This is a genomic window from Pseudomonas sp. 10S5 (genome assembly GCF_035019745.1).
Lineage (GTDB): Bacteria > Pseudomonadota > Gammaproteobacteria > Pseudomonadales > Pseudomonadaceae > Aquipseudomonas.
This window is the reverse complement of sequence record NZ_JASJVL010000013.1, coordinates 1-26122: the sequence shown is the minus strand read 5'-3', so window position 1 is coordinate 26122 and position 26122 is coordinate 1. Positions and strand designations below refer to the sequence as shown.

Here is a 26122-nt window from a genome sequence, read left to right as displayed (position 1 = left end):
AGTAAATAATCGGTAAAGGCTCAGCCTCAGGCGGCGTAATTTGCCAGCTTCCTCTGGAGGAAGTCGAGAAAACATTGAATACGCAGCGCCAATTGCGAGTTTTCGGTAGTGCACCGCATGAATCGGTTGCCGGTAACCGCTGTTGGCTTCAGGAAGAATGACCTACAAGGGCTTGAGGCGAATGTCTTCGTCGGTCATGAAGTGCGATAGGCAAACAACGCCCTCCCCGGCTAAGGCTAACTGACGCACGGCTTCTCCGCTATTTGACCCACACGCACGAATCATCTGGTATTGCTGCAAGGATTCGACTAGGCCATTAACAGATGCAATCCAAGTAACCCCATTCCAACGAAAAACACCCGCTTGAACAGTGCCGCACTGATGCGCTGGCGCAACCACTGACCGAGCATCATGCCCAGCAACGCGGGCACTAATGCCAGCAATGAGGCGCCCATCTCACCGCTGCCCAGCGCACCCCGCCAATACAGGCCCGCCGCCAATGCCAACGTCGAGACGGTGAACGATAGTCCCAATGCTTGAACCAACTGATTGCGGTCCAGGCCTAGCGCTTGTAAATAAGGCACGGCAGGCATCGCAAATAATCCGGTGGCAGATGTCAAAATGCCTGTAATCAATCCACAAAGCGGCCCGAGCCAACGCTCAAATCGCGGTGCAACATGCAGGGGCGGCAGGAATAAGCCACTCAGCGCATACAGCGCCAAGACCGCGCCTAGCACGCGGTTCATAGTCTGGTCCGATCCCACGCCCAACCAGAGCGTACCCAGGCCGGTGCCAAGAAAAATCAATAACAGCATCGTCCATAACCGCCGGAACAATGCCCGTAACTGGCCGCCTGTCGCCAACTGCCAAACATTAGTTACCGTCGCCGGAATGATCAGCAAAGCGGCAGCCTGCGCCGGCACCATAGCCAAGCCCAACAATCCCATTGCCACCGTTGGCAAGCCAAGGCCGATGACGCCTTTGACCACGCCTGCCGTCATAAAAACACAGAGCACCAGTAACGACAGCGCCCAGCCCAGATGCTGATAAAGTTCTATGAGCGTATTCATGACGTAATAATGTCGCGGCCAAGCGCATGCGAAAAGCTGTCATATTTTGAGCTAGCCTCCGGCATAGGCAGAGGCTGTTTACAAGGGTGAACTTAAATGCACTTCGATCTGATCGACCTTCGGCTTTTTCTCAATGTGACTGAGAGCAGCAGCATCACGGCGGGTGCCAGCCGCAGTCATTTGTCGTTGGCTTCAGCGAGCGCCCGGATTCGGGCGCTTGAAGGATCATTGGGCACACCATTGTTGGAGCGAGGACGACGCGGCGTGACAGCGACGCCTGCCGGCAAGGCCATGGCCCGGCATGCAAGACTGATCCTGCAGCAGGTCGACCGTATGCAGTTTTGCCTGACAGACTATGCCAAGGGCTTCAAAGGCCAGGTCCGAATGCTGTGCAATACCTCCGCGCTGACCGAATACCTGCCGGAACTGCTGGGGGATTTTTTGATCAAGCATCCCTCCATCGATGTTGATCTGGAAGAACACCCAAGCTTGAGAATCCTACACGCCGTGCGTCAAGGCGCGGCAGACATCGGCATCATTTCTGACGCTGTCGATGCCAGTGATCTACAAACACTGCCGTTTCGCGATGACCCGCTGGCACTGGTCATGCCAGTTGATCACCCGCTAAACATCCATCAATCGCTCTGCTTTGCGCAAACGCTGGACTTCGATCATGTGGCCTTGACGGCCAACAATGCGATAGCGATTTACCTCGAAGAACAAGCGTTGCATGTTGGCAAACGCTTGCGAATTCGGGCGCGGGCCGAAGGGTTTGCCGGGGTAATGCGTATGGTTGCTCGTGGCGTGGGCCTGGGAATCGTACCGCGCGCTGCGGTTGATCGTTACGAGCGCACCCATGCGGTGAGGAGCATTGCGCTGAGCGACCCATGGGCTGATCGCAAACTGCTGTTATGCGCGACTGATTTTTCCGTACTGCCGGGGTACGCCAAGATGTTAGTGGACGCCTTGAGCACCACCCCGAGCGAATAGCCGTCGCGCTTGATTGGCTTGCCCAGCACGCGCCGACCTGACGCGGTCGGTTCGTAGCCCTCAGCGTTTCTGGATACCTCGATGTCGAGCACAGACAACTGACCATCAAGCAATCGCCCTATGGTATCCGCGCGCTATTAACCGCGCGCCTACCTTCTGGAGTTGCCATGTCTACGCCGATTACCGTCCTTCGCGATACTCACCCGCTGCCCGTGCTTGACGCCTGCAAATGGGAGAAGCTTGAAGGTGATCCGCACACCGTCAACCTCAACGCTTACACTTCTGAAGACGGCAGCAAAATCATGGGCACCTGGATCTGCACTCCAGGCAAATGGCGCGTGGACTATGTGAAGTGGGAATACTGCCACTTTCAAGAAGGTTACTGCATCATCACGCCGGACGGCATGGAGCCTATTCACTTACGTGCGGGCGATATCTTTATCGTTGAGCCGGGCATGAAAGGGATTTGGGAAGTGGTTGAGACGGTCAGGAAGTATTTTGTTTTTGCTTGATAGCTCGATTGCAGGTCAAAGCACATGGCGGAGACCCATCCGCCATTGCCGCTGTTACCTACCCTAGCTCGACCAACCGCTCGAATGCTTCCTGGGCACCAATATGGGTCATGGCCAACTCTGTCAGCTCTTTGCGACTGCGCTTAGGTGCAGAAGGGGCCAGGGTGACCGGCTCAGTAAACTGCCCTTCGATCAAATTGCTGTAGAAGCTACTGGTCACCCGCAGTAAGCCGCCCACGCGGATATGTAAAGCGGCATCTCAAGGCTGTCCGACGCGAGGCGGTATGCCCCAAACACCTCAAGGGTTCTTCGCCAACACGTTGGCTACAGGCGGAACCGGATCCAGCACAACTTCAAAACAACACCCGCTGGGCTTCAGGCTTCTGAGCGCGACGGTCCAATGCTGGTTTTCGCAGATTCGCTGTACCAGTGAAAGACCAAGACCCAGTCCTTCACCGCGCTGTTCATCCCCCCTGACGAAGGGTTGGAACATGGCTTCGTGAAGGCTTTCAGGAATGCCAATACCGCTGTCTTCGACGGCAAAACCGTGCGGGTTCAGCGCTAGGCGTATGAAGCCTACGTCTGTGTAGTGCCAAGCGTTGCGCAGCAGGTTACCCATCACCGAATGCACCAAAGTTGCATTGAACAATGTAGGCAAGGTTTCGCCCGGATCAAACAGCAGTTGCAAGCCCTTTTCCTCGATGGGCTTGCGCCACAGATCGACCAGTTCTTCAGCAACGTCTAACAGCGTCGAGCGGGGCCCGTGTCGACTTTCGTTGCCCTCGACCCGCGCCAGCATCAAAAAGGTTTCAACCAACTGACTCATCCCGGCGCTGGCCCGAGCTATGCGCTTGACCTGATTACGGGATCGATCATCAAGCAGAGAACTTTCCAACAGCAATTCACACGAGCTGGCCAATACCATTAGCGGCGTTCGCAGTTCATGACTGACGTCACTGGTGAAGAGTTTTTCGCGACCCAGTGCTGCACGCAAGCGACCCAAGGTGGCGTCGAACGATACTGCAAGCTCGCCGACCTCATCACGGGCGTAGTTGGGTGATAAGGCGGGGGCAAGTTCAAGAATTTGATCGCGGTAGCGGACTTGACGCGAGAGATTAACCACCGGTGCCATCACACGGCGCGCCAACAAGCGACCCAATAAAATTGCCAGAAGGATGCTGAGGATAAAACCGACGCATACGATCCCAAACAAAATCCTTTCACGCTTTTCAAAATTGCGCTGGTCACGCAGCAGCACGTAGCGACGACCACTGACCATCTCGACCATAGCGTAATAAGCTTTTTCGCCGCGGTGTACCTCATGGAAGCCCGGCGCCAGCTCGGCTAAATCGCCGACAATGGCAAGTTCACCGGCGCCGCCCTCGACATAAAACAACTCTTCTTTTTCCGGTTTGTGGCTCCAGCTTTCAACGCTGTCCATTACCATCAGCCGATGAAGATCCCGACCGAGTGTGGCAGTGGTCAATCTTTTCTCGACCACGTGCACGGTCACGATAATGCCCACGGCGAATACCCCAGCCACCAGCACACTCATCAGCGAAAAGACCACCACGATCCTTTGCTTCAAGCTGTGCTTGATGTCCATCGATTTCCAGAACTTCAACGACATTCGGGGCACACACACAAGAAGGCATCGGAATCGAGACCAATAGGCGGATGATACCCGCCTATTGAGGGCCTTCAAACTCCGCGTTTTATTCAGGTTTACGATAGGACTCAATGATGGCCGAGAAATCCTTACCGCCCTCACCCCGTAAGCTCATGGCCTGGTAAAGCTGCTGCGCGACAGCGCCAAGAATCACCGGTTGATGGGCGACCCTTGCGGCTTCGGTTGCCAGGCCCAAATCCTTAAGCATCAGTTCTGCTCCAAAACCTCCGGTATAGCCACGCGATGCCGGGGCAGTTTCCACGATACCCGGCCAGGGATTGTAGACTTCAGAGCTCCAGCAGCGCCCGGTCGAACTGTTGATAATGCCGGCCAAAATGCCGGTATCGATCCCCAGGGTATTGCCCAAAGCCATAGCCTCGGCGACGCCGATCATGGAGATACCCAAGAGCATGTTGTTGCAGATTTTGGCAATTTGCCCAGTGCCAATGTCACCGCAATGAACGATGTTTTTACCCATCTGCGCCAAGACCGGCCTTAGCATTTCGAAATGCTGTGGGCTGGCACCGACCATAAAGGTGAGTGTCCCGGCCTGAGCCCCCCCAGTGCCGCCCGACACCGGCGCATCGCCGAGAACCACGCCTTGTTTGGCCGCTGCCGCCGCCACCTCGCGGATGGTCTGCGGATCAATCGTGCTGCAATCCACAGCGGGTACACCACGGCCAATCCCGGCCAGCACGCCGTCTTCGTTTAGGTAAACGCTGCGCACATGGGCCGCGGCGGGAAGCATGGTGATCACCAACTCGACGCCCTGGGATGCGTCCTTGGGAGATGCGCTGATGGTGGCACCTAACGCGCCGAGTTCCGCCAACACAGTTTTATTAAGGTCAAACAGATTCAGTGAATGGCCAGCTTTGATCAGATTGCGCGCCATGGGCGCGCCCATGTTGCCCAGGCCGATGAATGCGATTTTCATGGTTATTCTCCTTAGTCTGTAGATGCCTACTTGTTGGCGAACCGGCATATCTGAACCGCCGCATATTTTCCCTCGCCCACACGCTGGCTTTTACAGGCAATGACTTAGCGCAGATTAATGGTGGTGTTGACGCCATCGTTCACGCTGTCATCATCAAACCAGCGACTGGTGACCGTTTTGGTCTGGGTGTAGAACTGCACCACTTGCTTGCCATACGGACCCAAGTCGCCGAGTTTCGAACCGCGCGAGCCGGTGAAGCTGAAATAAGGCACTGGCACAGGAATCGGAATATTGATCCCGACCTGTCCGACATCGATCTCATTCTGAAACTTGCGTGCCGCTGCGCCGCTTTGGGTAAACAGGCCAGTACCGTTGCCGTAAGGGTTGGCGTTGACCAAGGCAATTGCCTGATCAAGGGTCTCGACTTCCAGCACCACCAATACCGGGCCGAAGATTTCCTGGGTGTAGATCTGCATCTGCGTGGTCACGCCGGAAAATAGGGTCGGCCCAACAAAATTGCCATCTTCGAAACCCGGCACTGAGACACCGCGACCATCCAGTTCAAGCTTGGCGCCCTCGCGGACCCCACTTTCGATCAAGCTCAACACACGCTCTTTAGCGCGTTTGGAAATCAACGGCCCAACATCGGTGCCCGCTTCGCTACCGGCATTCACCGTGAGTTTTTGCGCCAGGGCTTTGAGGTCCGGCAGCCATTGTTTAGCCGCGCCTACCAACACCACCACTGAGGTGGCCATGCAGCGTTGACCCGCAGCGCCGAAGCCCGCGCCCACTAACGCGTTAAGAGTTTGCTCGCGGTTGGCATCAGCCAAAACCACAGCGTGGTTTTTCGCGCCCATCATCGATTGCACGCGCTTGCCGTGTTGACCAGCGAGGTTGTACACGTGGGTGCCCACTTCGGTGGATCCAACGAATGACACAGCTTTGATGTCTTTATGGGTGCAAATTCCATCCACCACTTGCTTGCCGCCGTGGACCACGTTGAGCACGCCAGCCGGTATGCCCGCCTCTACCGCCAATGCAACCAGCAACATGGTCGACATCGGATCTTGCTCAGAAGGTTTAAGCACGAAGGTGTTGCCGCAGGCGATGGCCATCGGGAACATCCACAACGGAATCATCGCCGGGAAGTTGAACGGGGTGATTCCGGCGCAGACACCTATAGGTTGACGCAGCGTGTAGGTATCGACTCCGCCTGCGACGTTTTCCGAGAATTCGCCCATCTGCAGGGTGCCGATGGAGCACGCATGCTCGACCACTTCCAGGCCGCGAAAAATGTCGCCTTCGGCATCCGCTATGGTCTTGCCCTGCTCGGCGCTCAGCACCATAGCGATGCGCTTGGAGTGTTCACGGATCAACGCCTGAAGCTTGAGCATGATGCGCATCCGCGCACCGATAGGCGTATGGCGCCAGGTTTGGAACGCCTGCTTCGCGGCAGCGACGGCGGCGTTCACTTCGGCTTCAGTCGCGAACGGCACTTGCGCCAAGACTTCTTGGGTCGCCGGGTTAACAATGTCGCGCCATTCATTGGTTTTCGAATCGACCCACTCACCCGCGATCAGCAGTTTGACTCGGGCAACAGCGCCGGATGTGTTGTTGATTGAAAGACTCTGCAAAGCGTTCATTCAAGTTCTCCAGTATTCGAACGGCCCAGTAGGGGCAGCGAAAAATTCAGATCAAGCCGTTTGTTTTAGATCTATTCAGGGTGCGTGATACCGCGCCGGATCGGGTTTCATCAGTGCAGTACAGAACAGCGCGATCACGGCCATGCCAAGGAGGTAGACGATGACGTAATGCGGGCTGCCGTCGGCGTAAGTCAGCAATTTGGTGGCGATCATCGGCGCGAATCCGCCACCCAACACGCCGGCCAGTTGCACGGACACCGAGATGCCGCTGTAACGAATTTCCGCCGGAAACTGCCGGGCGAACAACAGCGATTCAGGGGCATACATGATCGGGAAGACCACCCCGACCGCCAGCACCATTGCCCACCAGACCCATACAGGCTCGCGGGTTTCGAGCATGGCGAAAAACGGATAGATAAACGCGCAGAGCAATAACAGCCCGGCGAAGTACAAGCGGCGCTGGCCTACTTTGTCCGAGAGGTAGCCGCAAAACGGCATGGTGAACAGCGACAACACCGCTCCACAGGTAATCGCGTTGAGCACATCGGCCCGGGGGATCTGCAATTGGTTGGCAGCGTAGGCCAAGGCAAAGGTTACTGACATGTAGAACCAGGCGTTCTCTGCCGTGCGGGCTCCGATAATCGTCAAGGTTTCCCGTGGGTGTTTGCGCAAAACCTGAAACAGCGGGACTTTGACCGCCGTGTTCTGCGCTTTTATTTTTTCGAACGCAGGGGATTCGGGCACTTTTAGGCGGATCAACCAACCGATGCCCAGCAAGACCACGCTGGCAACAAACGGCAGGCGCCAGCCCCAAGAGAGCATATCCGCTTCAGGCAGTTTAGCGACCAGGCCCATGGCCAACGACGCCAAGACTAAGCCCGCACCGACACCGGTCTGCGGCAGGCTGCCATAAAAGCCTTTTTTGCCTTCGGGGGCATGTTCGACCGCCATCAGCACAGCTCCGCCCCATTCGCCCCCGACCGCCATACCTTGTAGAAAGCGCATCAGCACCAGGATCAACGCGGACCAATAGCCGATTTGATCGTAGGAGGGGATCAGCCCGATTACGATGGTCGGAATCCCCATCATCATCAGCGTGAGCAACAGCATGGATTTACGCCCGATGCGGTCACCGAAATGGCCAAAAATAATCCCGCCCAACGGCCGACCGAGAAAGCCCACGGCGTAGGTGGCGAAAGCCGCCAACACTCCAGTGATGGGGTCCAGTGCGGGGAAAAATATTTTGCCGAAGATCAGCGCGGCAGCCGTGCCGTAGAGGAAAAAGTCATACCACTCGATGGTGGTACCGGCCATGCTTGCCATGCCGGCGAGCCGATAGGATGCGACCTTTTTTGCAGGGTTGGCGCCGACGGAACCTGCGCCCACAGTTGTAGCGTTCTTCATAAACTCCTCCGCTTATTATTTTTGTGCAGGGTGTTATGGCATGTAGCTTCGTTTAGCAATGGGGTGAGCGGCCTTGCTGATTAGGTCTCCTGAGCCGCTGATCCTGAATTTGGTCGAGGGCATGTTTTGGAGTATAGATGTGCAAACATCTAACCAGAACGCACATAAAAACCGGATCAACATGCAAAATAACATCACGTCGTTAAACCTACTGAACTGGGACGACCTCAAGTTCTTCCTGGAAGTCGCCCGCACCCGCAAGGCTAGCGCTGCGGCCAAACGGTTGGCGGTGGACTACACCACGGTGTCGCGACGGATCAATTCTCTGGAAGCGGCACTGGGCACATTGCTGTTCGAGAAGTCCCGCAGTAACGGCTTCATTTTGACCGCCGAAGGCCAGCGTTTGCTGGGGTATGCCGAGTCGATTGAAAGTACGCTGCACTTGGCGTGCGAGCAAGTTTCAGGCTCTGGCGTGGCACTGTCCGGACATATTCGAATGGGCTGCACCGAAGGCTTTGGTAGCTTTTTCATCACCCCGCAGCTGACTCATTTCCTCGACGCTTACCCGGCGATATCAGTGGATATTCTGCCGTTGCCGCACTTCATCAGTTTGTCCAAACGCGAGGCCGACATCGTGATCGCGCTGGAGCGCCCGGAACATGGACCTTATGTGTGCTGCAAGCTGTGCGATTACAGCCTGCGGCTCTACGCGACTCAGGATTATCTCGACAGCCATGCGCCGATCAAACGCAGCGCTGATTTGGCTAATCATTCGTTCATCAGTTACGTCGATGACTTGGCGTTCAGCTCTGAGTTGCTGTACCTGAGCAACCTGCTGCCCGGCGCCAGCGCCAACCTGCGCAGCACCAGCGTCATCGCCCAATACGTCGCCGCGCTGCAAGGCCGGTCGCTGGCGATACTGCCGTGTTTTCTTGCCGCGCAAGATTCGCGGCTACTGCCGGTGTTGGAAGATGAGGTGAATATCACGCGGCAGTTTTGGATGTACTGCCGCGAGGATCTGCGGAAGTTAAAGCGGATTACCTTGTTGTGGGATTACATCCGCGTGGTAACTGAGCAGAACCGCCCGCTGTTGCTGGGGGAAACTAAGGGAATGGTGTTTGCTTCGGAGTAGTCTGCAAGGATTCAGGGAGGGTAAATATGACCGCGTCTGTGGGACCGGCGCGGTTCGGGTAGTTCTGTAGTAGTCATCGACGCAGTTAGTTTATAAATCTCTGAACTATCGATTTGAGCTTTCCTATTCTTCCCGGTCCCGCCCTCCACCTAAGATCATTCTCACACGGGACCGAAACCCCAGAGATTCGGCCCAAGGATTACCTCTTTCTGCTGCTGCCCCCCGTTGCCCGACCCGGTCTTGCCGTTGTCGTGCTGTGCCGTAGCCCGAGGAATCTTTGAGGTCGTTGATGAAACTGGAAATATTCCGAACGCTTTGGGGCTATACCGCCAGTAAGGTCCAAGCATTGGAGGAGCTGCTCGAAGCCGGTTTTGACGGCATCGAAGCGCGCCTTCCACTGGAAGCCCGCGAACGAGCGGATTTTGCCGCGTTTCTGCGGGCCAATCGGCTGGGCTACATCAGCAGCGTGTTCACCGCTTATAACGTGTTGCCCGAGCAAGCCGCGCCGGTCGACGAACACCTTCAGGATCTCGACAAAAAACTCGCTTGGGCCGCAGAGCTGTCGCCGCGTTTCGTCAATGTGCTGGCCGGTAATGACCGCTGGCAGTTGCCGCAACAGGTAGACTTTTTCGGCCGCGCACTGGAGCTGGCGCGTAAACACGGCCAGGTGTGCAGCTTTGAAACCCACCGCTCGCGGTCGTTGTTCAACCCCTGGGTCACCCTCGAACTGATTCGCCAATTGCCCGATTTGCGGTTCACCAGCGACATCAGCCACTGGATCGTCACCTGCGAACGCTTGCTCGACGATCCCGAGGACGACCTGAGCGCCTTCGTTGAGCGGGTCCATCACATTCAGGCTCGGGTCGGGTATGACCAAGGCCCGCAAGTCCCTCACCCCGCCGCGCCGGAATACGCCAAAGAGTTGGCTTTCCATCAACACCACTGGGAAGCGATCTGGCGTTCACAACAAGCGCGTGGCTATCAGGTCAGCACGTTGACCCCCGAGTTTGGCGCCGACGGCTATTTGCACAATCTGCCATTTACCAACGTTCCAGTGGCCGATCTGTGGTCGCTCAACGTGTGGATGGCCCACGCCGAACGCGAGCATTTCAAACGTTTTACTCATTCGTCTCGCCATTAAGGAGCGCTTTTCCATGCCTGAATTGTTACCCAAAGCAGCGCCCTCGCTGGCCGCTAACTTCAACAGCATCCCGATGGTGGACATTGCCGGGCTGTTCAGCGCCGACCTTGAAGAGCGTCAAGCAGTGGCCGAAAAACTGGGCGCCGCGGCCCGTGACGTCGGATTTCTGTACATCAAGAACCACGGCATCGAAGCGCGGTTGATCAAGGGACTGTATCAAGCCGCCAAGGACTTTTTCGATCAGTCTTTCGAGACCAAGATGCAGCATTACATCGGCACCTCGAAAACCCATAAAGGCTTCGTTCCCGAAGGTGAAGAGGTGTACGCCAAGGGCAAGCCGGATCACAAAGAAGCCTTCGATGTCGGGTTCGAAGTGCCCGCCGATGACCCTTTGGTGCTGGCCAACACGCCATTGCTTGGCCCTAACGAGTGGCCGCTGCTGCCCAATTTCAAGGAATCGGTGCAAGCCTATTACGCGGCGATCTTTGCCCTGGGCCGCCGGTTGTTCGACGGCTTCGCACTGGCATTGGGCCTGGAAGAGGGCTATTTCGATGCGATGGTGACGCGCCCGCCATCGAAACTGCGCTTGATCCATTACCCATTCGACGACACCGCTCAAGACGCGCCCGGTATTGGTGCGCACACCGACTACGAGTGCTTCACGATATTGCTCGCCGATCAGCCGGGCCTTGAAGTGATGAACGATCAAGGCCAATGGATCGACGCGCCGCCCGTGGAAGGCGCCTTAGTGGTGAACATTGGCGACATGCTTGAGGTGATGACCGCTGGTACGTTCGTTGCAACGGCTCATCGGGTTAGAACAGTGAGTCAGGAGCGGTATTCTTTTCCGTTGTTCTACGCCTGCGACTTCCACACGCAGATCAAGCCGCTGCCCAGTTTTGCGCAGGCCGGCAAGGATTACGAGGAAATCGCCATCGGTGAGCACATGTTCGGCCAAGCGCTGCAAACCTATCAGTACTTACGCAAGCGGGTGGAAAACGGCGAAATCATCCTGCCGGAAAAAGCCCGTAAACCCTCGAGTTTCGGGCATTTGAAAAACCAGACCCCGGACGCGCCGTAAATGCAGTGCCTTAACGATTCATTTGATCAATGCAGTTCCTTTCCTACTGTGGAGTCACCGACGATGCGCAACAAGAACAACACTGCCGTTCGCTTGACCGTATTGGCCGTCGCCCTCCTCGGCGCGACCGTGGCGCAAGCAGCAGCGACCGTGACACCTGGCCAGTTCAAGGTGGGCATGGAAATTACCTACCCGCCGTTTGAGTCGTATGACAAAGACAAGAACGTCGTAGGCTCGGACCCTGAGCTGTCCACAATGCTGGGCAAACACATGGGCCTCAAGACTGATTTCGTCGACACCAAGTTTCCTAGCCTGATCCTCGGCCTGAACTCTGGCCATTACGACGCGATCATTTCCGGGATGTACATCACCCCGGAACGTCAGACTCAAGCTCAAACCATTGCTTATGCCAAGACCGGCGCAGCGATCATGGTGCTCAAAGACAGCACGGTTAAACCGAAAGTCCCGGAAGACCTCTGCGGTCTTAAAGTCGGCCTGGAAAAGGGCACAACTTGGGTAGCCCAATTCAACAAGCTGTCTACTGACTACTGTGTGCCGAACCACAAGGGCGCCATCGCAGTCAGCGAATTTCCGTCGGCACCGGAAGTGACCCAAGCGCTGCTATCCGGCAACGTTCAGGCTCAGGTTGAAATCGACGGGGCGGCCGGCATGATCGCCGAACACACCAAAGGCCGGGTGATGGTCAGCACCGAACATTCCATCTACCAACAAACCTTGGGCATCTTCGTCAAAAAAGGAAATGAAGAGCTGTATAAAGCGTTGCTGACAGCCTTCGATGACAGCAAGAAATCCGGTGAATACGCCGCCCTGTTGAAGAAATACAACCTCGAAGAACCGAGCAACTGATTCTTCTCCCCGTTTGACCCGCCGGCTTCCCACGAAGCCGGCAGCTTGAGGTGTGCATGCAATTCGAATGGCCCTACTTTTTTTCTTTGTTTTCTGTGTCGGATTTTTGGGAAGCGTGCATCACCGTTATCGAACTCAGCGCATTAGGCTGGTTCATCGGCATGGTGCTCGGGTTTCTGCTGGCCTCGGCCAAGCTTTCGACTTCGCGCTGGTTGCGCATACCGGCGGCGATTTATATCTGGTTCTTCCGCAGCGTCCCGTTGTTGGTGCTGGTGGTATTCGTTTACAACCTGCCGCAGCTGTTTCCGGTTACCCGTGAGGTGTTATCGAACCCCTTCTATTCCGGCCTGTTCGCCTTGATCGTGACCGAGGCGGCGTACATGGCAGAGATCCATCGTGGGGGGTTGATTTCGGTGGCCAAGGGCCAAAAGGAGGCCGGGCGCGCACTGGGTGTCGGCCTGATCGGTTTGCAGCGGTTGGTGGTTATCCCACAGGCGTTTCGGATTTCCCTGCCGACGCTGATCAACGAATACATCACCGTGGTCAAGCTAACCTCGCTGGTGTCGGTGATTTCGCTAACCGAAATTCTCACAGTGGGCCAACGTCTCTACGCGACAAACTTTCTGGTGATGGAAACCTTGTCCGCCGTGGCGGTGTATTACGTGCTGATCGTCACGGTATTTGGCTGGCTGTTGCAGCGATTTGAACAGTACCTGGAAATGAACAACCGCACGCCTCAGACACTGGATGAGTACGGATTGAGCGCGCTGAGAGGGAATTTAACCGCCCAGCCGTCGTTGGTTCGTTCGCATGTCGGCCCCGGTGCGGCGCCTGCGTTGCAGTTAAATAACATCCATAAAAGTTACGGCCAGCATGATGTGCTTCAAGGCATCGATCTGGACGTTCGCGCCGGGCAAGTGATTTCTATTATTGGCCCGTCCGGCTCAGGCAAGACGTCGTTGATACGCACCATCAACGGCTTGGAAAGTATTGATCAGGGCGAGATTATTCTGTTCGGCGAAAGCTTTATTCATGCAGGCGACAACCCTAACAGCCTACAAATTCGCCAGGGCGTGCAGCGGATTGGAATGGTGTTTCAAAACTTCAATCTGTTCCCGCACCGCACCATTCTCGACAACATCACCCTGGCGCCGCGCTACCACGGGCAAGACCGAGACGAAAGCGAGCAACGCGCCTACGCGCTACTGGATAAGGTCGGGCTGCTGGCTCATGCCCATAAGTACCCGCATCAATTGTCCGGTGGCCAGCAGCAGCGGGTGGCCATCGCCCGTGCGCTGGCAATGGACCCACAGATCATGCTGTTTGATGAACCCACTTCGGCACTTGATCCCGAGTTGGTGGGCGACGTGCTAAACGTCATTCGCGATCTGGCAAAAGAAGGCATGACCATGCTCATCGTCACCCATGAAATGGAGTTCGCGATGTCGATCTCTGATCGGGTGATTTTTATGGAGGACGGCAATATTCAAGTGGACGCCGCGCCGCAAGTGATCCGCGCACACGACGCTGGGGATCGGGTGCGCAGATTTATGGGGTTGGTGCATTGATGGACACCCTTTCAGCGGATTTATGCGTCAGTGGTTACAAACCCAGCATCAACCCGCTAAGCCGCTTGACCTTGCGCTTGATGGCGTCTTCGAACACGCCGGGGCGAGGTTCGATGAGGCTGAACCAGTGTTTTGCGCGGGTGATACCGGTGTAGATCAATTCCTTGGTCAGCACCGGGTTCAGCACTTCCGGAAGGATCAGCGCAGTGTGGGCAAATTCCGAGCCTTGGGATTTATGCACGGTCATGGCGTACACGGTTTCGACGTCATTCAAACGGCTTGGCAGGACAAAACGCACACCGCCGCTGCCGTCGTTACGGGGAAATGCAACGCGCAATACGTGGCGGCTGGGCTCAACGCCATCGCGCTCGGGCAGGCGCAGGGTGATCCCTATGTCGCCGTTCATCAACCCCAACCCATAGTCGTTACGCGTCATCAGCACCGGGCGGCCTTCGTACCAGTGCTGGGCGCTTTCGATCAGCCCCGCGTTGAACAGCGCATGGGGGATGCGCTGGTTCAATCCTTCAACACCCCATGGTCCCTTGCGCACGGCACACAACAACTGAAACGAATCGAACGCTTCCAGCACTGAACGCGCCCAGAGTGTCCAGCAGGGGTCTTCAAGGGCAGCGCTCGCGGCCGGGCGTTGATCCGCCAGCAGACCCAAGTAATACCGATAACCTTGCGGCCCTTCGGTGCCTTGACTGTGCCCTTCGATCAACACGCGCTCAAATGCGTGGTCCTGCTCGCCTTTCAAGCCCAGCGCAAAAAGATCTTTGTGGGTCCGTGCCGCGAGCAAGGCCCGTGCTTCCCCCGCTTGCTGTTGATTGACCAGCCGGGACAATTGACCAATGCCGCTGCCTTGCACAAAACGCCGCGAGTGCCGCAGCATTACCACTTGTTGCGCCAATGGAAATTGCAGGGCGTCACCCTGTTGCAGACCGCTGCGGCCCAAGTCTTCGCCGCTGACCGCTTGTAGCCATGTTTGGGTTTGCGGGCTGTATCGGCCTGTTTCGGCATCACGACACAGATCGCCCAATACCGCGCCCGCTTCTACAGAGGCCAGTTGGTCTTTGTCGCCGAGCAAAATCAATCGCGCGTGGGGCGGCAATGCGTCCAGCAGGTTGGCCATCATTTCCAGGTCGATCATCGACGCTTCATCGACCACTAACACATCCAGCGGCAGCAGGTTACCGGCGTGATGACGAAAGTGCCGAGTGCCCGGACGACTGCCTAACAAGCGGTGCACGGTGGCGACGTCGCTGGGAATTTTCTGTCGAACGGCTTCTGTCACGTCCAACGACTGAACTTGATGGCTGATGGATTCAGTCAGCCGTGCCGCTGCTTTTCCGGTGGGCGCCGCCAGACGAATGCGCAACGGTTGCCCGCTCTCTACGGCAGGGGCTTGCAGCAATGCCAGCAAACGCACCACGGTGGTGGTTTTACCGGTGCCGGGGCCACCCGTGACGATGCTGAAGGCGCCGCGTGTCGCCACCGCACACGCCAGTTTTTGCCAATCGATCAGGGCGTCAGGGGCAGGGTTGGCTTTACCAAACAACGCGTCGAGCCGTTGCGCCAAATCCTGCGGTGCCGCGTCCTGCTGCGCCAGACGTTGACGCAAAGCGCTGTCGATGCGCCGTTCGTAGCTCCAATAGCGGCGCAAATACAAACGTCGATCCGACAACACCAACGGTTTTTGCGCCGCCGCTTCGCTGTGATCATCGGCTTGTGCCACCAAGGCACTCGCGGCCAAGGCGTCATACCAATCGCTACCGTCCAATGCCTCCAGTAGTTGCGATGGCAGTAGCATCGGACCCATTTGCGCATCGCCTTCGGGTGGCAACGACAGCGCGAAATCCGGTTCTTTCAGGGTTTCATACAGGTCCAGGCACACATGCCCATGGCCCAATTGATGGCTGGTCAACGCTGCCGCCAGCAATACCAATGAGTCAGCCTGCGGGTCCAACTCACTGAGGAACGCCACAAATGCCCGGTCCAAGGCGCGCAACCAACCGCGCTCGACCCAACGCTCCAACAGCAACAGCAGGTCGTCGACTCGACTCAGGGGGGTGAGCGACGACAGACTCTGCGCGTCTAACGCAGTGGGTAATAATTCGGCGAATGAGCGACTCATGCGGGCTCTCCTGACAGCGCATCTTCTTGAAGCATTGTTTGGCCTTGAAACAGCAGGTCGAGACCTTCAATCAGTTCACGTGGCGGGCGGGTGAAGTAGAGGCCCTGACTCGGCGCTCGACTGCCGCGCAAGAACAAATACACAGCGCCGCCCATGTGCTGGTCATAGTCGTAATCGGCCAAGCGTGCCTTGAGCTGGCGATGCAAGGCCAGCAGGTAGAGGACGTATTGCAGGTCGTAACGGTTTTCCAGAATCGAAGCGATCATGTTGTGTTCGGTGTAGGCATCGTCGTCTGGGCCGAGCCAGTTGGATTTGTAATCGGCTACGTAATAACGCCCTTGGTGCTCGAACGTTAGGTCGATAAAGCCCTTGAACATGCCGTTGAGCGAGAAGGTTTCCGCCTTGGCCCGAGGTGCGCCGTTATGGGTATAGCGCCGGACCAGGGCGTCCATTTGCGCCACGTCGACTTTGTGGCAGGCGAACCAGAACTCCATTTCGATGCGGTACTGGTGTGGCTGGTCCAAGGCGCTTAATGACACCGGTGGCTCGTTCGCAGCCAAACGCAGCGGCATCGTCAGCAGGTGCTGCATCCAATCGGTCAACGTAGGAATCCAGCCTTCCCAACCCCGACGATTGCAGCGACTGCCGACAGCTTTTTCCAGCTTGAGCGGATGGGCTGCAACCACGGCAAAACCTTCAACTCCGGCCCATTCCAACAAGCCATGGAGAAAAGTCCCGGGATTGGGCCCACGTGGGAATCGGTGGATATCACCGCCGCTGACCAATACTTCGCGAGGGGCATCGGGGTCGAGTCGTTCGTCGTCAAATAGCTTTTGCGCTTGCGGGCTGTCTGGGGATTCGTCGCCATCGGTAATGGTGTCGCCGATACGCAACGCGCTGTAAGAAGCGATCCACCAGTTCTCAGCGGCGCGTCGTTTTGGCTGACGCGGCTTGAGTAATATTGCGTCGTTGCGCGGCGGGCTGAAGGTGTCAGCGGTAGGCATGGGCAGCGGCATGACATTCACCGCGGTGCAGCCCTCTGCCAAGTCCCGTAGCCATATCGCGAGCGCCGCCGATTCAGCCAGCGAAACTCCACCGCCGAGCAAATACCCCAGCGCCGAACGGTGCAGTACCGAATGGCTGTTGTTCCCGCGCTTGAGGTCTGTCACGCCGAGGTAGCAAGCGTATTGAGCCCGAGTCAGGGCTACGTATAACAGTCGTAAATCTTCGGCCAGACGTTCGTCGTCGGACTGTTCGATCAAGACGGCGGTGGGTTTCAGGCTGATGTGCGCGTTGCCATCGGCGTCGTGAAAGTGCAGCGGCAATCGACTGCCATCTACCGGCTTTGACGAGCAAATGAAAGGCAGAAAGACCAAGGGATATTCCAGTCCCTTGGACTTGTGGATGGTCACGACTTTAACCAACTGCTCGTCGCTTTCCAGCCGCAGGATTTGCTCTTCGCCCGCCTGGCCGGACAATGCCAAGTGCTCGCCGAGATGACGGATGAGCGCTTGCTCGCCGTCCAATTCGGCGGCGGCTTGCTGCATCAGTTCAGAAAGGTGCAGCAAGTTAGTGAGGATACGTTCGCCGTCGCTGCGGCTGATCAGCGCTTGGGGCAGTTGGAAGTCGTGGAGCAATCGCCGCAGCATCGGCAGCACGCCTTGGGTGCGCCAGATGGTGCGATAACCACGAAACTGCATTACCCGCGCTTCCCAAGCCAACTCGTCTTGGTTCAGGCGCTCAAGCTCAGCCAGCGACAGGTTCAACGTGATGCAGGCCAAGGCCCCACGCACGGAGCGCTCGGAGTCCGGCTCGGCACAGGCCTTGAGCCAGGCCAGCAAGTCGTGGGCTTCTTGAGCGGCAAATACTGAGTCTTTGTCTGACAGGTAAACGCTGCGCACACCTCGGGCCGATAACTCGCCGCGCACGGCCTGCGCTTCTTTACCGTCACGCACCAGGATCGCGATATCAGCTGGCAACAGACCGCGTACCGTTTCACCTGCATGCGCGAAACCGGCATGGCCTTGCTGGCCCTTGATGAGCAACTGGGCAATTTCACTGGCGCAGGTAGCCGCCAGTTGTTGCCGGTAGATTGCGCCGGACAGGGGTTGCTCGCTTTGTAATTGCCAGATGTTCAGCGCAGCAACTGGCTGCGCTTCTACGGTAAATATTTCTTTGCGCCCTTGGGCCGCGACCGAGGTAAAGGGCACCTGATTGTTCTCACCGTCCCGGAATAAAAACGCACCGCGCTCGGTGGGACGTTGCTCTGCCAGGTTGAACACATGATTAACCGCATCGACCATGGCGTGACTTGAGCGGAAGTTTGTGCCGAGGGTGTGCAAGCGGCCGGTGGTCGCGATCCGTGCGCGCAGGTAAGTATAAATATCGGCACCCCGGAAAGCGTAGATCGCCTGCTTCGGGTCACCGATCAGGAACAATCCAGTCTCAGGGTCGTTTTCTTCGAGGCGGTAAATACTGTCGAAAATCCGGTACTGCACGGGGTCAGTGTCTTGAAATTCATCGATCAACGCTACCGGAAACTGCTCACGAATCAACGTCGCCAAACGCTCCCCGCCAGTGCTGCGCAGCGCAGCTTCCAGCCGCAGCAGCATGTCGTCGAAACCCATTTCCGCACGCCGGCGCTTCTCCTCTTCAAAACGCTGGCCCACCCATTGCGCGGCGTGTTCGAGCACGACGGCATCCGGCGTGGGCAGCGTGTCGAGACTGGCTTGGAGTACCAGCATGGCTTCCAGGGCAGGGTGTGAGGGCGCTTGCCCTTTCCACGCTTCGGCGAAGCCATCCGGGGTGAGCCGAGTGAAGCCGGTGCCAAGGTCCAAATCCTCCTGATCCTCATCGGCAGCCCAAGCGATGAGCTTTTCAAACCACGGTCTGAAATAGCGCTCTTGCATCTTGCGGCCGTCGACCACTTTGCAGGCGACGCCGTCGAGACAAATAACGTGGAGTTCGGCGGCCCAATTAGTCCATGGAAACTTCAGCGCACGCAGCGCTTGTTTGCGCTCTTCAAGGGCAGCCGTGATGAGTTCGGCGGGTTCTTGGGTCGTTGTATTTCGGTCGCTGCCAAACAGGGCGCGGACCCGAGGCAGCAGTGTCGCGGGTCCGCCCCAATGGGCACGGACCCACTTCAGCGCATCTCCCGACATGGGGTAGCAGAAACGCCGCCAATAATCGCGCAAGACTTCGCTGAGTAATTCGCTGTGATCGGTTTCCAGGGTTTGGGTGAACAAGCTGCCGCTGTCGAACGCGTGTTCGCGCAGCATGCGCTGGCACCAACTGTGAATGGTCGAGACGGCCGCTTCGTCCATCCACTGTGCGGCGATGTCCAGGCGGCTGGCGCAGGCCGGCCACTGTTCGGGGGTGAACTGGTCACGCAACTCGGCTATAAGCCCGTCGGGCGATGCAATTTCATTGCGAAAGTAACGGGCGGCTTCGGCCAACCGGGTGCGGATTCGGTCACGCAGCTCCTTGGTGGCGGCGTCGGTGAAGGTGACGACCAGAATTTGCGGCGGTAATAGCTCGCGGCCGAAACCTGAGACCCCCCCGTGTCCGAGCACCAGCCGTAGGTACAGCGCAGAAATGGTGAAAGTTTTACCGGTGCCGGCGCTGGCTTCAATCAGTTGGCTGCCGTGCAACGGGAAACGCAGGGCCAGCGAGCCGGTGGGTTGCTGCGGTTGGTCGGCGTTCATGCGCTGGCCTCGGTGGACAGGGATTGCCAAGCGGCTTCGTAGAGAGGTCGATACAGGGCATCACACCAGCCGACAAACTCTTCGCTGTCGGTCAGTGCAGCGAAATCCGTGAACTGGCGGGCCAGCGCGGTACTTTCCCGTCGCTCACCATCGGTGTTCACGCCGTCGCCTTCGTAGGCTTTGCAGGCTGCGGCCTCGGCTTTGCTTTCATCACGCTGGCCAAGCCAGGCGAATGCGGTTTTAACCGCAACGGGCAACGGTCGTTGCATGCCGGTTTGCCAGGCCATTAACAAATAGGTAAGCGCTTTTATGGCGGACTGTTTCTCGAGCGGCGCCAATAAGAGCGTTTCATCGCTGGCAACCACAGCGGTACTCAGTGGCAGATCGCAGGCGCAGGCCACCAGATGCACCACCCACGGCCGCGTCAACCGATGCCATTTACGGGTCTTCTCCGAACCGATGGCGTTGGGGATCGCGGTTACGGCCAGCAAATCGCCGTTGTTGTTTTGATGCAGACCACTCAACCAGCCGTCGAGACTTATTTTTTTATGGATGAAGCTGACTGGCAGCGCGCTGCTCAACGGCCGGGGCCAGCGGACCAGCAAATCCTGGTAACGCTGAAGCAGGTCCGGCAACGGCTCGATCAACTCCTCTTGCAAGCTCGTACCGAAACCGGCCATGGGCAGTAGTCCACTGCCTTGCAACCTTCGGGCTTGGGCGGTTAAGGCCTCACTCACCTGCTCGGGGCACGTCAATGCGGCGCCGAGCAAACTTTCGCTGAGGCTGTAGCGCTCAAGCGCATCGAGTACAAAAGGCTCTTCATCAGCCAGCGGCGCTTGGGCCACTTCGAAATAAATCTTCAAGCGCTGGCTGAAAAAGTGGCGAACCGGGTTGCGCAAAAAATCCTGAAGTTGCAGGAGGCTTAGGGGCTCGCCCTGCTCATACTCGGGCAGCGACAGGGATTCTTTCACGACGGTTTGAGGCTGGTGGAGCATCTGCCATTCACGGGCGTAACTGAAAAAACCGGTGTCTTGATGAAAGTACTGGGCGCTGAATGGCTGTAGCGGATGTTCGAGGGTGAGCGCGTGGAGCAGCTGTTGGCCGGGATCGCGTTTCTGTGTGTCTTCAGGTTGAACGGCGTCTTCCAGCGTCCAACCGCTGGCGAGGTGATCGCGAAGCTGACCAATCAACACCGACGCCGGACGCGCACTGTTGTCGCGAATGCTGCGACCGACCCAGCTGATATACAGCTGATCGCGGGCCGAGAGTAGGGCTTCCAACAGTAAATATCGGTCATCTTCCCGGCGCGAGCGGTCTCCGGGGCGATAGTCACTGCCCATCAGATCGAAGTCCAGCGGCGGTTGTGCGCGCGGGTAGTCGCCGTCATTCATGCCCAGCAGGCACACCAGCTTGAACGGAATAGCGCGCATCGGCATCAGCGTGCAGAAATTCACCGAGCCCGCCAAAAAGCGCTGCGACAGGCGACCTTGATCAAGGCCCGCTAGCCACGCTTCACGAACAACGGTCAGCGGCAGCTCGTCGAGCAAGCCGACCGTTTCGCAAGTTTCCAGCCAGGTTTCTCGGAGTTGCTCAAGCTGGCCAAGCAAGTAGTCGTCATGCTCACTGTCAGACCTGAAGAACAACTGCACCAAGGCCTGCATGCGCATGCCCCACACCTGCGGGGTCGCCGGCATTGAAAGCTCGGTGTGCGCGACCTGCAAGGCATCAATCAGAGCAACCAGCGGACCAATCAATGCAGCATCCAATCCGCCAATCTCGTCATAGGGTTCGATGCCATCAAAGGCCGCGCCTGCTCCCACTGCATAGCCGAGCAACATTCTACGCAGGCCAAAATGCCAGCTGTTTTGTTCCAGCTCATCGGGCAAACCGAGACCGGCGCGCTGCTGAGCATTAAGCCCCCAGCGAACACCTGCACCTTCGATCCAGCGATGCAGGGTGACGAGGTCACGCTCTTCAACACCGAAACGGGCGCGCAATGCCGGGACATCGAGAAGATCGAGAATCTCACTGACGGGGAAGCGGCTGTCGGGAATTTTCAGCAGATGTTCGACCGCAATTAACAAGGGCTCGCGACCGCGCTGGCCTTGGTCGGCAAGCGTGAAGGGAATAAAGCGTCGATCATCGCGCTCAAGCTGGCCGAACACCGCTCGAATGTGGGGAGCATAGCTGTCGATGTCCGGGACCATGACGATGACATCTCTGGGCCGTAGATTGGCGTTTGCACTGAAGCGAGCCAGTAACTGATCGTGAAGAATTTCGACTTCACGTTGCGCGCTGTGGGCAACGTGGAAACGGATTGAACGGTCATGGGCGGGATCAACAGCTGGCCAGAGCGCGCGGGTCTCATTGAGTGGGCGCAACTCCAGTATGTCGTCCTGGAGTTGGTTCAAGAGCGTGTGCGGTTCGCTCTCACTGAACAAGTCGATACGCCCATCCCTGAACGCTGCGCGATAGCTGTTTGGGTCGTCGTAGCTGTCGAGCAGATTGATATAGTCGCGGCCTTGCTTGCCCCAGGCCGCAAGCAGCGGATGGGCATGTTGATGCAATGCTTCAGGGTCCAGCACGACTGGCATTCCAGCTTTGCGCGTCTGACGTTTGTATTGGTGCCGCAATAAGTCTTTATCGGCGACGATGTCTGCCCAATGGTGACGACAAGGGTTATGTACGCAGAGCAACACCTGGCTGAATTTGGCCAGACCGGCCAGTGCTTCTAGCGCTTGGGCAGGCAGGGAGGAAATGCCGAAAACGATGACCCGCGAGGGTAATCCAGCAGGCGCTTCGGTCAGAGTATTTATGCGTTCGATAAAGCGCTGATGAACGCCCGCCCGGCTCTGGCCCATGCCTTCTTCACCAACGTCCAGCAATAGCGCACGCCACAATTCGGCTTGCCAGCAGTTGGCGGGGGTCAAGGCTTTAGCCTCTCCCCGACCGTTACGTAACTGGTGCCGGCCTGCCGCCCAGTCTTCCAGCCAGTCTGCTCGGTAGACCTGGTATTGGTCGAACAAGTCTGCCAAGCGCTCGGACAGTTGATAGCGCTTTCGCAAATCGGTATCGGCCGTGAGGAAGCGCTGTAAGGGTTCGAAATGTGGCTGATCAATCAGCGACGGTAGCAATCGCATTAAGCGCCACGTCAGCGGGGCTTTGTCCAACAGCGAGGCTGCCGGAATTTCATCGCGACCTAGCACTATTCGGTACAGTTGCCACATGAAACTTCCTGGCAGTTGAACGTCTATCGCCGCAGAGATGCCGCAGCCGCCAAGGTCGCCTTCCTGGGGATCTTCAGCTAACGCGAGCTTCAACCACTGGGCAATGCCGTTGCTTTGTACCAAGGCAATTTCATTCTCCAGCGGGGCCAGCGGATAACGGCGCATCCAGGAAACGACCAGACTGCGCAATACGTCCAGTCGGTTGCCATGGACAACCATGAATCCAGCAATGAGCGTCGGTGTAACCGGCATAGCTGCTTCCTTGACTGATACCGTCAGCGAGTGTCGCGTGAGGACGGCTCATGAATTGATTAAACCTGATGGCCGAACCTTAAGGCGATGTGATGAGGATTGCCATATTGGCGTGACCGATAACGCCGTAAAAGGGGTAGATATCCGCAAGCGGGTAGACATCACATCATGGCTTACGAAAGCGCACAGAAGATCACAGCCCTCGTAGTTTCTGCACGACCCGTTCGATTAACCGTATCAGCCCTTTGATCAACTGGAAAACCGAACCGCAGTCGTTAGTCGCCCTCGTATCTCAGATGCAAAGACGACGGGTCAGATCATTCAGAAGCCACCGCCCCGCTTTTCCTAAAGACCGATTTTGCATATGCGCTGCGTAGATCGTAAGTGTGTCTGGTGTGCGCTCAAGCTCGGCGGCCAACTCAAGCGGCAGTAGGCGCCCTGAAGCCAGATGATCCGCAATCAGATGCTCTGGCATTCGGCACCAACCGAACCCGGCGAGCAAAAAGTCCAGCCGCCGTGCCAAATCTACAAACCGCCACTGCTGACTGCCTGTCACTCCATAGCTAGGGCCGCCGGGAGATACCGGATCGGAAAGTACCAATTGCACATAAGGCGTCAAGTCTGCACTTGTTGCCCGACGGCCTAATTTAGCCAGCGGATGCCCGCTGGCTACTACTGGCCTCAAGTTGACGCTGAGCAGTGGCAGTGCGGTGACATCGTCTGGGACCGTGGGAATTAAGGTACAAAGTGCCAGCGCCGCATCGCCGTTGCGCAATCGGCGCTCTGCGCCGCCTAAGCCTTCTGTGGAAAAACTCACTGCCAGATGAGGAAAAGCTTCGCGAATAGCGCCGAGGCTTTCGATGAGCGGGGCACTGGGGACTAAAGGGTCTATGGCAAGAGCCAGTTCCGGCTCGACCCCTGCCGCCGTACTTGCTGCCATCGCTTCAAACTGGGCGGCGCTTGCCAGCACTGCGCGTGCTTGAACCACTAGCACTCTGCCCACCTCGGTGAGAGTTGGACGATGACCGCTGCGATCAAACAGCGTCACCCCTTGAACTGACTCAAGCGTGGCAATCGACTGACTAATGGCCGATTGGGCACGCCGCAGATGACGCCCCGTTGCCGAAAAACTGCCTGTATCCGCAATGGTCGCAAGTATCCGCAACTGATCCAGACTGAGATTTCCGATCATGACCCATCACTTATATAGATGGACTCGATCATATTTACATCACTCCTGCCTAGAGATCTCTTTGAGTAGAGTGTGTCGCACATCGCTTAAAGCGACAACGCAAAAACATGCTGCCGTGTCACGGCGCCGGAGTTACTTTGATGTCCAGACTACTCACGATAGAAACCAGCTCACGTGGAGATGCTTCAATCTCCCGGCAGCTCACTCGCCGATTCGTGAAGGCGTGGGAAGCAGCGAACCCTAGAGGAACCGTCAAGGTGCGGGATCTAACGGCCACCCCGCTTGCATTCGTGACGGCTTCTTGGCTGCAAGCTTACTTCACCCCTGAAACCCAACATTCGCCTGAAATGAAAACCGTGTTGCAGCTATCCGATGAGCTTGCCGCCGAGTTGCTCGAAACCGATCACTTGGTTATTTCAACGCCGGTCTACAACTACAACGTCCCCGCGGCGCTTAAGGCTTGGGTGGATCACGTAGTACGTAAAGGCCTGACTTTAGGCCTTGATGGCAAAGGGCTGGTGACTGGTAAAAAAGCGACGGTGCTGCTCGCCTCTGGAGGCGTATACACCAGCGACTCCCCCATTAGAGACCGTGACATTGCTACCCAATATTTAGAACTGATCCTAAACGTCCTAGGCATCACCGATGTCACCTTTATTGCTGCCGGCGGCGCTAAAGCTGTAGATCTCGGAGAAATCACCATGTGCGATTTTCTCGATACCTTTGATCATCAAATTCAGAAATCGCTAGCTTAGGCAGCATTTTTCCTGGTTCATACGATTCTGCTTTTGTAACTCCCCAGGATATGTGGGCATACACTTGAACCCCGGCAGTAAAATATTGGCCTCCCCCACCGCATATGGCCAATTTGTTGGAGACTGAGCACCGCAGCCTCTGTCGCGTTGGCCTTCAAAACGAAAAATCGTTACACGATTATGAGATGCGCCCTTATGACTACGTTGATTCAGCGACTGATCCCGGATCATGCATCTGCATATCGAGCGCTGATGCTTGAGGCTTACCGTCTTCATCCCGATGCTTTTACTTCAGATGTCGAAGAGCGCGAAGCCTTGTCCATCGGCTGGTGGGAGAAAAGGCTGGATATTGGATCTGATGCTGCCGATGTCGTATTCGCTGCATTTGAGGGCTTGGATTTGCTTGGCGTCGTCGGCCTTTCTGTTGAGAAAAGAAGAAAGGCCAACCACAAATCCACGCTCTTCGGAATGTACGTTCCACTCGCTCATCGAGAGAAAGGCATCGGATATGAACTGCTACGCACTGTCTTGGCTTTTGCGAAATCTCAGCCTCAGCTTTTGCTCGTTCAGCTCACCGTCACCGAAGGTAATAGGGGTGCGCAAGGGCTCTATGAACGAATGGGGTTCAAGCTTTTTGGAGTAGAACCTTTGGCGGTAGCAGTAGGGCGGCGGTTCGTTTCAAAAGTGCATATGTGGCACGATCTTCGAAGCACTAACTGCGAAAACTAATGCACCCTTCATTTTTGATTGGCAGGTATCGCTCATGTCCTAGTGGCTGCGAATATCGGGGCGACTGAATTCGGAAGCAGTCAAAAACCACCTTTATGGTGGTTTTTTTATGGATTGG

19 protein-coding genes and 1 pseudogene are annotated in these 26122 nt (G+C 56.9%); 9 read left to right on the top strand and 11 right to left on the bottom strand.

Annotated features, from left to right (window positions below; genetic code table 11):
- Positions 1-26: 26 nt before the first annotated feature.
- Both QN378_RS15295 and QN378_RS15290 read right to left on the bottom strand, forming a co-directional pair.
- Positions 27-267: pseudogene (locus tag QN378_RS15295) on the bottom strand (LysR substrate-binding domain-containing protein); the annotation flags it as partial.
- 41 nt (positions 268-308) lie between these two features.
- The gene (locus QN378_RS15290) at positions 309-1070 is read right to left on the bottom strand and encodes a sulfite exporter TauE/SafE family protein (protein ID WP_323550840.1); all 762 of its coding nucleotides are present in this window, start codon (positions 1068-1070) and stop codon (positions 309-311) included.
- 96 nt (positions 1071-1166) lie between these two features.
- Between QN378_RS15290 and QN378_RS15285 the strand changes: the two genes are divergently transcribed.
- Together QN378_RS15285 and QN378_RS15280 are read left to right on the top strand one after the other, a co-directional pair.
- Complete coding sequence (locus tag QN378_RS15285; RefSeq protein ID WP_322206696.1) at positions 1167-2060, top strand: LysR family transcriptional regulator; 894 nt, start codon at positions 1167-1169, stop codon at positions 2058-2060.
- A 167-nt stretch (positions 2061-2227) separates the two neighbouring features.
- Entirely contained in the window at positions 2228-2572 is a 345-nt protein-coding gene (locus QN378_RS15280; protein ID WP_297831243.1) for a cupin domain-containing protein, read from the top strand.
- Between the two features lie 58 nt (positions 2573-2630).
- On the opposite strand, the gene QN378_RS15275 is transcribed toward QN378_RS15280, so the two are convergent.
- From QN378_RS15275 to QN378_RS15255, 5 genes are all read right to left on the bottom strand, one after another.
- Positions 2631-2792, bottom strand: coding sequence for a hypothetical protein (locus tag QN378_RS15275; RefSeq protein ID WP_323550839.1), 162 nt, complete (start codon positions 2790-2792; stop codon positions 2631-2633).
- A gap of 78 nt (positions 2793-2870) precedes the next feature.
- Entirely contained in the window at positions 2871-4178 is a 1308-nt protein-coding gene (locus QN378_RS15270) for a HAMP domain-containing sensor histidine kinase (RefSeq protein WP_322207000.1), read from the bottom strand.
- 109 nt (positions 4179-4287) lie between these two features.
- Entirely contained in the window at positions 4288-5175 is an 888-nt protein-coding gene (gene mmsB, locus QN378_RS15265; RefSeq protein ID WP_323550838.1) for a 3-hydroxyisobutyrate dehydrogenase, read from the bottom strand.
- A 104-nt stretch (positions 5176-5279) separates the two neighbouring features.
- Entirely contained in the window at positions 5280-6818 is a 1539-nt protein-coding gene (locus QN378_RS15260; protein ID WP_323550837.1) for a CoA-acylating methylmalonate-semialdehyde dehydrogenase, read from the bottom strand.
- A gap of 75 nt (positions 6819-6893) precedes the next feature.
- Positions 6894-8222, bottom strand: coding sequence for an MFS transporter (locus QN378_RS15255; protein ID WP_322206692.1), 1329 nt, complete (start codon positions 8220-8222; stop codon positions 6894-6896).
- A 181-nt stretch (positions 8223-8403) separates the two neighbouring features.
- Here QN378_RS15255 and QN378_RS15250 point away from each other — a divergent pair, with 181 nt between their 5' ends.
- The 5 genes from QN378_RS15250 to QN378_RS15230 all read left to right on the top strand — a co-directional run bounded on the left by QN378_RS15250 (position 8404) and on the right by QN378_RS15230 (position 14011).
- Positions 8404-9354, top strand: coding sequence for a LysR family transcriptional regulator (locus tag QN378_RS15250; protein ID WP_322206999.1), 951 nt, complete (start codon positions 8404-8406; stop codon positions 9352-9354).
- A gap of 289 nt (positions 9355-9643) precedes the next feature.
- Positions 9644-10495 (top strand): sugar phosphate isomerase/epimerase family protein, encoded by an 852-nt coding sequence (locus tag QN378_RS15245; protein ID WP_322206691.1) that lies wholly within the window; start codon positions 9644-9646, stop codon positions 10493-10495.
- A 13-nt stretch (positions 10496-10508) separates the two neighbouring features.
- Positions 10509-11576, top strand: a complete 1068-nt coding sequence (locus QN378_RS15240; RefSeq protein WP_322206690.1) for an isopenicillin N synthase family dioxygenase — start codon at positions 10509-10511, stop codon at positions 11574-11576.
- Positions 11577-11639: 63 nt separating this feature from the next.
- Positions 11640-12443 carry an ABC transporter substrate-binding protein gene (locus tag QN378_RS15235; RefSeq protein WP_322206688.1) on the top strand — a complete coding sequence of 268 codons (804 nt, stop codon included), beginning with the start codon at positions 11640-11642 and terminating at the stop codon, positions 12441-12443.
- Between the two features lie 56 nt (positions 12444-12499).
- The gene (locus QN378_RS15230; protein ID WP_322206687.1) at positions 12500-14011 is read left to right on the top strand and encodes an amino acid ABC transporter permease/ATP-binding protein; all 1512 of its coding nucleotides are present in this window, start codon (positions 12500-12502) and stop codon (positions 14009-14011) included.
- Positions 14012-14045: 34 nt separating this feature from the next.
- Here the strand turns inward: QN378_RS15230 and recD are convergent, their stop codons facing one another.
- From recD to QN378_RS15210, 4 genes are all read right to left on the bottom strand, one after another.
- Complete coding sequence (gene recD, locus QN378_RS15225) at positions 14046-16145, bottom strand: exodeoxyribonuclease V subunit alpha (RefSeq protein WP_322206686.1); 2100 nt, start codon at positions 16143-16145, stop codon at positions 14046-14048.
- Positions 16142-19849 carry an exodeoxyribonuclease V subunit beta gene (gene recB, locus QN378_RS15220; RefSeq protein ID WP_323550836.1) on the bottom strand — a complete coding sequence of 1236 codons (3708 nt, stop codon included), beginning with the start codon at positions 19847-19849 and terminating at the stop codon, positions 16142-16144. Before recB ends, recD begins: the two co-directional genes overlap by 4 nt.
- A complete protein-coding gene (recC, locus tag QN378_RS15215) occupies positions 19846-23328 on the bottom strand; it encodes an exodeoxyribonuclease V subunit gamma (protein ID WP_323550835.1) in 3483 nt (1160 codons plus the stop codon). The genes recB and recC overlap by 4 nt, the downstream gene beginning before the upstream one ends.
- Before the next feature lie 292 nt (positions 23329-23620).
- Positions 23621-24520, bottom strand: coding sequence for a LysR family transcriptional regulator (locus QN378_RS15210; RefSeq protein WP_322206683.1), 900 nt, complete (start codon positions 24518-24520; stop codon positions 23621-23623).
- A gap of 140 nt (positions 24521-24660) precedes the next feature.
- On the opposite strand from QN378_RS15210, the gene QN378_RS15205 reads away from it, so the two are divergent.
- Positions 24661-25275, top strand: a complete 615-nt coding sequence (locus QN378_RS15205) for an FMN-dependent NADH-azoreductase (RefSeq protein ID WP_322206682.1) — start codon at positions 24661-24663, stop codon at positions 25273-25275.
- Positions 25276-25470: 195 nt separating this feature from the next.
- Positions 25471-26004 (top strand): GNAT family protein, encoded by a 534-nt coding sequence (locus tag QN378_RS15200; RefSeq protein ID WP_322206681.1) that lies wholly within the window; start codon positions 25471-25473, stop codon positions 26002-26004.
- The last annotated feature ends 118 nt before the right edge of the window (positions 26005-26122 follow it).

What these genes read in the sequence shown, in the direction of transcription:
- QN378_RS15290 (WP_323550840.1), bottom strand. Translation starts at nt 1,070, where the DNA reads ATGAATACGCTCATAGAACTTTATCAGCATCTGGGCTGGGCGCTGTCG.
- QN378_RS15285 (WP_322206696.1), top strand. Translation starts at nt 1,167, where the DNA reads ATGCACTTCGATCTGATCGACCTTCGGCTTTTTCTCAATGTGACTGAG.
- QN378_RS15280 (WP_297831243.1), top strand. Translation starts at nt 2,228, where the DNA reads ATGTCTACGCCGATTACCGTCCTTCGCGATACTCACCCGCTGCCCGTG.
- QN378_RS15270 (WP_322207000.1), bottom strand. Translation starts at nt 4,178, where the DNA reads ATGGACATCAAGCACAGCTTGAAGCAAAGGATCGTGGTGGTCTTTTCG.
- mmsB (WP_323550838.1), bottom strand. Translation starts at nt 5,175, where the DNA reads ATGAAAATCGCATTCATCGGCCTGGGCAACATGGGCGCGCCCATGGCG.
- QN378_RS15260 (WP_323550837.1), bottom strand. Translation starts at nt 6,818, where the DNA reads ATGAACGCTTTGCAGAGTCTTTCAATCAACAACACATCCGGCGCTGTT.
- QN378_RS15255 (WP_322206692.1), bottom strand. Translation starts at nt 8,222, where the DNA reads ATGAAGAACGCTACAACTGTGGGCGCAGGTTCCGTCGGCGCCAACCCT.
- QN378_RS15250 (WP_322206999.1), top strand. Translation starts at nt 8,404, where the DNA reads ATGCAAAATAACATCACGTCGTTAAACCTACTGAACTGGGACGACCTC.
- QN378_RS15245 (WP_322206691.1), top strand. Translation starts at nt 9,644, where the DNA reads ATGAAACTGGAAATATTCCGAACGCTTTGGGGCTATACCGCCAGTAAG.
- QN378_RS15240 (WP_322206690.1), top strand. Translation starts at nt 10,509, where the DNA reads ATGCCTGAATTGTTACCCAAAGCAGCGCCCTCGCTGGCCGCTAACTTC.
- QN378_RS15235 (WP_322206688.1), top strand. Translation starts at nt 11,640, where the DNA reads ATGCGCAACAAGAACAACACTGCCGTTCGCTTGACCGTATTGGCCGTC.
- QN378_RS15230 (WP_322206687.1), top strand. Translation starts at nt 12,500, where the DNA reads ATGCAATTCGAATGGCCCTACTTTTTTTCTTTGTTTTCTGTGTCGGAT.
- recD (WP_322206686.1), bottom strand. Translation starts at nt 16,145, where the DNA reads ATGAGTCGCTCATTCGCCGAATTATTACCCACTGCGTTAGACGCGCAG.
- recB (WP_323550836.1), bottom strand. Translation starts at nt 19,849, where the DNA reads ATGAACGCCGACCAACCGCAGCAACCCACCGGCTCGCTGGCCCTGCGT.
- recC (WP_323550835.1), bottom strand. Translation starts at nt 23,328, where the DNA reads ATGCCGGTTACACCGACGCTCATTGCTGGATTCATGGTTGTCCATGGC.
- QN378_RS15210 (WP_322206683.1), bottom strand. Translation starts at nt 24,520, where the DNA reads ATGATCGGAAATCTCAGTCTGGATCAGTTGCGGATACTTGCGACCATT.
- QN378_RS15205 (WP_322206682.1), top strand. Translation starts at nt 24,661, where the DNA reads ATGTCCAGACTACTCACGATAGAAACCAGCTCACGTGGAGATGCTTCA.
- QN378_RS15200 (WP_322206681.1), top strand. Translation starts at nt 25,471, where the DNA reads ATGACTACGTTGATTCAGCGACTGATCCCGGATCATGCATCTGCATAT.